The sequence below is a fragment of the Parasphingorhabdus sp. genome (assembly GCF_041748495.1).
In the GTDB taxonomy this organism is placed as follows: domain Bacteria; phylum Pseudomonadota; class Alphaproteobacteria; order Sphingomonadales; family Sphingomonadaceae; genus Parasphingorhabdus.
The window spans coordinates 1-4,703 of sequence record NZ_JBGTDD010000167.1 but is presented as its reverse complement, the minus strand read 5'-3'; the positions used below and the strand labels follow the sequence as shown (position 1 = coordinate 4,703).

Below are 4,703 nucleotides of genomic sequence, written 5' to 3'. Positions count from 1 at the left end.
CTATAACTGTAGTGGTAGTACCCGCCGCCGTTCGCGCAGCTACCCATGCTGATGACGTATTTCGGCTCCGACATCTGGTCGTAAACCTTGCGCAGCGCGGGGGCCATCTTGTTGCACAGCGTCCCCGCGACGCTCATCACGTCGGACTGGCGCGGGGAGGCGCGCGGCGCGACACCGAAGCGCTCGAGGTCGTAGCGCGGCATGTTGACGTGAATCATCTCGACCGCACAGCACGCGAGGCCGAACGTCATCCACCACAAAGACCCCGTGCGCGCCCATGTAAACAGGTCCTCGGTCGACGTGACAAGGAACCCCTTGTCATTGACTTCCGAATTCATGTCCTTGAAAAATCCGTCGTCGGGCTCCTGCGCGGCGCGCATCGGCGTGCCGTCGGCGTTCAGAATTGCTGATCCGGGTGTGGTTTGGCCTACTCCCATTCGAGCGCTCCCATTTTCCATTCGTAAATGAAGCCAACCGTCAGGATCAGCAGAAAGACCATCATCGATCCCCAGCCCAGCCAGGCTGTCTGATCAAGCGAGACCGCCCAGGGAAAGAGAAAGGCCGCTTCCAGATCGAAAATGATGAACAGGATGGCGACGAGATAGAAGCGCACGTCAAACTGGCTGCGACTGTCTTCAAAGGCGGGAAAGCCGCATTCATATTCCGATAATTTTTCCGCACTCGGATTGTGGGTTCCGGTGAGCCGGGACACACCCATCGGCAGGAACACAAAGGCTGTCGACAAGCCTGCGGCTACAAACAGGAACAACAATATCGGTGCATATTCGGAAAGATCGACCACAGATGACTCGTTTCGCTGATATTCGGGCCGCTTTTAGGGAGTGGCCCCGCTTGCCGCAAGGGTAAGTTGGCTTATATTTTCGGCCTTTTGCGAGGCGTTCGCAGTTACAGCAGCGACTTCGCCAATATCCGGTGCAGCTTGCTGTGCAACGCTTCGGTAGAGGCCAGAATTTCACGCTGGCCGATCGGCTGATCGCCGCCGGTATAGTCGGTGACAAAGCCGCCGGCCTCGCGCACCATCAATATGCCGGCCGCCACGTCCCAGACCTGCAGACCCGCTTCCCAGAAGCCGTCATAGCGACCGGCTGCCAGCCAGGCAAGGTCGAGCGCGGCCGAACCATTGCGCCGGATGCCGGCGACCTGCGGCGCAACCGCGCCAAAAATCCGCGCCCATTCGCTAAGATCGCCATGGCCCTTGAACGGTATGCCGGTGGCGATCAGCGCTTCCGACATATCGCGGCGCGCCGACACCCGCAGCCGTCGCTCGCCGAGCCAGGCGCCCTTGTCCATCTCCGCCCACCATGTCTGGTCGTTGAGCGGCTCGTAAATCAGTCCGCTTGTGATCTTGCCCCAGCCGCGGCCGTCCAGCGACGGTTCCTGCACCGCGATCGAAATCGCGAAATGCGGGATGCCGTGGAGAAAATTGGTGGTGCCGTCGAGCGGATCGACGATCCAGCGGGGCTTGCCCTCCTCGCCTTCGATCATGCCGCCTTCTTCCAGCACGAAACCCCAGCCGGGACGGACCTTCAGCAATTCGTCATAGAGTATCCGCTCGGCCCGCATATCGGCCTTGGAGACAAAATCGGCCGGACCCTTTTTCGACACCTGCAGATGCTCGACTTCGCCAAAATCCCGGCGCAGGCGCGATCCCGCCTTGCGCGCGGCGCGTTCCATGACGGTGATAAGGGCGGAATGTGCAGGCATTTCATGTCTCCCCCCTCCCGTTTACGGGAGGGGCTGGGGGTGGGTCTATCTGTTTTTCAAGGAGCGGGCGCGCACGATGGCCGCGACCGTCCCTGATCCCTCCCGCGAGCGGGAGGGAAATGCATTAGCTGGCCTTGCCGACATATTCGCGGGCATAGACATCGACGATGATCCTTGTGCCGGCCGAAATGAACGGCGGCACCATGACGCGGACACCATTGTCGAGAATTGCGGGCTTGTAGCTGGACGAGGCCGTCTGGCCCTTGACCACCGCATCGGCCTCGACAATCATGGCTTCAATCTGGTCGGGGAGCGCCACGGATATCGGCTTGTCGTCATAGAGTTCAAGCTGCACATCCATGCCGTCCTGCAAAAATTCGGCGGCCTCGCCCAGCAGGTCGGCTGGCAATGTGATCTGCTCGTAATTTTCCTTGTCCATGAAGGTCAGCATGTCATCCTCGGCGAACAGATACTGGAATGTCTTGGTATCCAGCCGCACCTTCTCGAGCGTGTCGGCGCTGCGAAAGCGGACATTGGTCTTGCGGCCGTCCACGAGATTCTTCATCTCGACCTGCATGTAGGCCCCGCCCTTGCCCGGCTGGGTATGCTGGATCTTGGCAACCTTCCACAGGCCGCCGTCATATTCCAATATATTGCCCGGACGGATATCCACACCGCTGATCTTCATCGCTTGTCTCGCTCGATAGATTGTTTGATTGAGCGGCGCTGTAATCTCCTGACCGATAATAGGCAAGCCCGGTGACGATGAAAGCCTGTGCGGCAACGCACAGGTCTTTTTCATACAATACCGCGAATCACCGGTCTGCTATCTACGGTGCATGATCCAGACAGACCTTCTCACGCCGCCGGTTGACGACACCAACGGCACCGCACCCTGCCAAAATGCGCCGGCGGCCGGTCTGTTTGGCTATTCGATCTGCGATGGCGAGATGAAATCGTTCAAGCCATCCGAAGGCTATTTGCGTGACATGGAGCAGATGCCCAATTTTGCTCCGCCCTCGGTCAGCAATTTCATCGCCCAATATCTCGCCTCGAATATCGGCAAGACGCACAGCTCGTCCTAGCCGGCTGCTGCGCCATCCATCCGGTCGGCAAAGTGCCTGACCGCCGCTGCCGGCCCGGCGGGATCGTTCCACACCGCTCCGCACACCGCCAGGAAATCGGCGCCGGCGTCGATCAGGGGCTGGCAATTGTCCGGCGTGATCCCGCCAATGGCAACGCTGGGGATTTCCATCATCTCCGCCCACCAGCGGACCAGGTCCAGGTCCGGCCGGTGCGTCGTTTCCTTGGTATCGGTCGGGAAAAACGCGCCGAACGCCACATAATTGGCACCGCCCTCGCCCGCCTCCATCGCCAGATGGCGGCTGTCATGGCAGGTGATCCCAATCTGCACATCCTTGCCGAGCACCGCCCGGGCATTTTCCAGACTCTCGTCACCCTGCCCCAGATGCACGCCGTCCGCGCCCAGCGTTGCGGCCAGGGCGACATCGTCATTGACGATGAAGGCCACATCAAATTCGGCGCAGATCGCCTGCAGCGGCTCCGCCAGCCGCGCCGCTTCCTCCGGCAGGGCATCCTTCACCCGGAACTGGAAGGCAGCCACCGGCCCGGCCTCCAGCGCCTGTCTCAGCCGCTGCGGAAAATCCCCGCCGGTGTCGAGCGGCGAGATCAGGTAAAGCTGGCAGGGATGATGGTCGCTCATGTCAGCCAATAGGATCAGGCGATCGAGGCGCGATAAATCTGGTCGATCGCCCCGCCGAGCACCGCATCAAATTCCTCGTCGCTCTGCGAAACCCTGAGATCCTGCAGCAGGCCGCGGCTGAAGCTGGCGATCATGCCTTCATTCTTCGCCAGTTCGGCGCAGGCATCCTCGGTCGAATAGCCGCCGGACAGCGCCACCAGCCGGATCACCCTGGGATGATCGATCAGCGCCCTGTACAGATTGGCCTCGACCGGGATCGACAGTTTCAGCATCACCCGCTGGTCATCCGCCAGCGCGTCCAGCTGCCTGTTCAGCTCGCCGAGCAGGATCGTGTCGCATGCCGCCCGCTCGTCGCTCTTGATATTCACTTCCGGTTCGATGATCGGCACCAGCCCGTGGCCGAGGATCTGCTTGCCAAAGGCGAATTGCTGCTCGACAATCTTGGCGATCCCTGTCGCATTGGCCTTGTTGATCACCGAGCGCATCTTGGTGCCGAACACGCCCTTGGCCGCGGCCTTCTTGCACTGCTCGTCGAGATCGGGGATCGGTTTCATCAGCTGGACACCATCCACCTCGTCCTCCAGCCCCTTGTCGACCTTCAGAAACGGCACCACGCCCCGGTCCCAGAGCGCTTCCGGCACCGGCTTGCCGCCGGCGTCGCCGTTCATCGTCTTCTCGAACAGGATCGCCCCGATCACCTTGCCATTGCCAAAGCTCGGCGCGGTGATGATGCGGCTGCGCATCTTGTGGATCAGGGTGAACATCTCGTCGTCATTGGCAAAGGAATCCGCTCCGATACCATAGCCGGCCAGCGCTTTTGGCGTCGAGCCGCCGCTCTGGTCGAGCGCCGCGATAAAGCCCTGGCCCTTTTCGATTTTGCTCAACATTTCACTATTCGCCATTTTTTGTTCCCTGATATTTTCAATTGAATTGGTTAAGCGCTTCGACACCGGGCAAGGGCTTGCCTTCCATCCATTCCAGAAAGGCCCCGCCCGCGGTCGATACAAAGCTGAAATCATCGGCCACGCCGGCATGGTGGAGCGCCGCCACCGTGTCGCCGCCACCGGCCACCGACAGCAACTGACCCTCCTTGGTCAAAGCCGCCGCGGTTCGTGCGAGGGCCACGGTGGCATGGTCGAACGGTTCTGTCTCGAACGCACCCAGTGGCCCGTTCCAGACCAGGGTCTTGCAGGTCTTGAGCACATCGGACAGCGCCTCGACAGCTGCCGGCCCGATATCGAGGATCATTTCATCC

At 60.8% G+C, this 4,703-nt stretch carries 8 protein-coding genes; 1 reads left to right on the top strand and 7 read right to left on the bottom strand.

Annotated features, from left to right (window positions below; translation table 11 throughout):
- The 4 genes from nuoB to efp all read right to left on the bottom strand — a co-directional run.
- Nucleotides 1-437 (bottom strand): NADH-quinone oxidoreductase subunit NuoB (gene nuoB / locus ACEW8J_RS14495; protein ID WP_373492351.1); only part of this gene is annotated, 437 nt, incomplete at its 3' end.
- Entirely contained in the window at nucleotides 428-802 is a 375-nt protein-coding gene (gene ndhC, locus ACEW8J_RS14490; RefSeq protein WP_373492350.1) for an NADH-quinone oxidoreductase subunit A, read from the bottom strand. The genes ndhC and nuoB, both read right to left, overlap by 10 nt.
- Nucleotides 803-906: 104 nt before the next feature.
- Nucleotides 907-1,725, bottom strand: a complete 819-nt coding sequence (locus ACEW8J_RS14485; protein ID WP_373492349.1) for an inositol monophosphatase — start codon at nucleotides 1,723-1,725, stop codon at nucleotides 907-909.
- Between the two features lie 124 nt (nucleotides 1,726-1,849).
- A complete protein-coding gene (efp, locus tag ACEW8J_RS14480; protein ID WP_373492348.1) occupies nucleotides 1,850-2,413 on the bottom strand; it encodes an elongation factor P in 564 nt (187 codons plus the stop codon).
- Between the two features lie 151 nt (nucleotides 2,414-2,564).
- Here efp and ACEW8J_RS14475 point away from each other — a divergent pair, with 151 nt between their 5' ends.
- A complete protein-coding gene (locus ACEW8J_RS14475; protein ID WP_373492347.1) occupies nucleotides 2,565-2,810 on the top strand; it encodes a hypothetical protein in 246 nt (81 codons plus the stop codon).
- Here the strand turns inward: ACEW8J_RS14475 and thiE are convergent.
- The 3 genes from thiE to pgk form a co-directional block, all read right to left on the bottom strand.
- Nucleotides 2,807-3,448, bottom strand: a complete 642-nt coding sequence (thiE, locus tag ACEW8J_RS14470) for a thiamine phosphate synthase (RefSeq protein ID WP_373492346.1) — start codon at nucleotides 3,446-3,448, stop codon at nucleotides 2,807-2,809. The genes ACEW8J_RS14475 and thiE overlap by 4 nt on opposite strands.
- Before the next feature lie 14 nt (nucleotides 3,449-3,462).
- Nucleotides 3,463-4,350 (bottom strand): fructose bisphosphate aldolase, encoded by an 888-nt coding sequence (locus ACEW8J_RS14465; protein WP_373492345.1) that lies wholly within the window; start codon nucleotides 4,348-4,350, stop codon nucleotides 3,463-3,465.
- A gap of 19 nt (nucleotides 4,351-4,369) precedes the next feature.
- On the bottom strand, nucleotides 4,370-4,703 hold a 334-nt coding region (gene pgk / locus ACEW8J_RS14460; RefSeq protein WP_373492344.1), incomplete at its 5' end, for a phosphoglycerate kinase.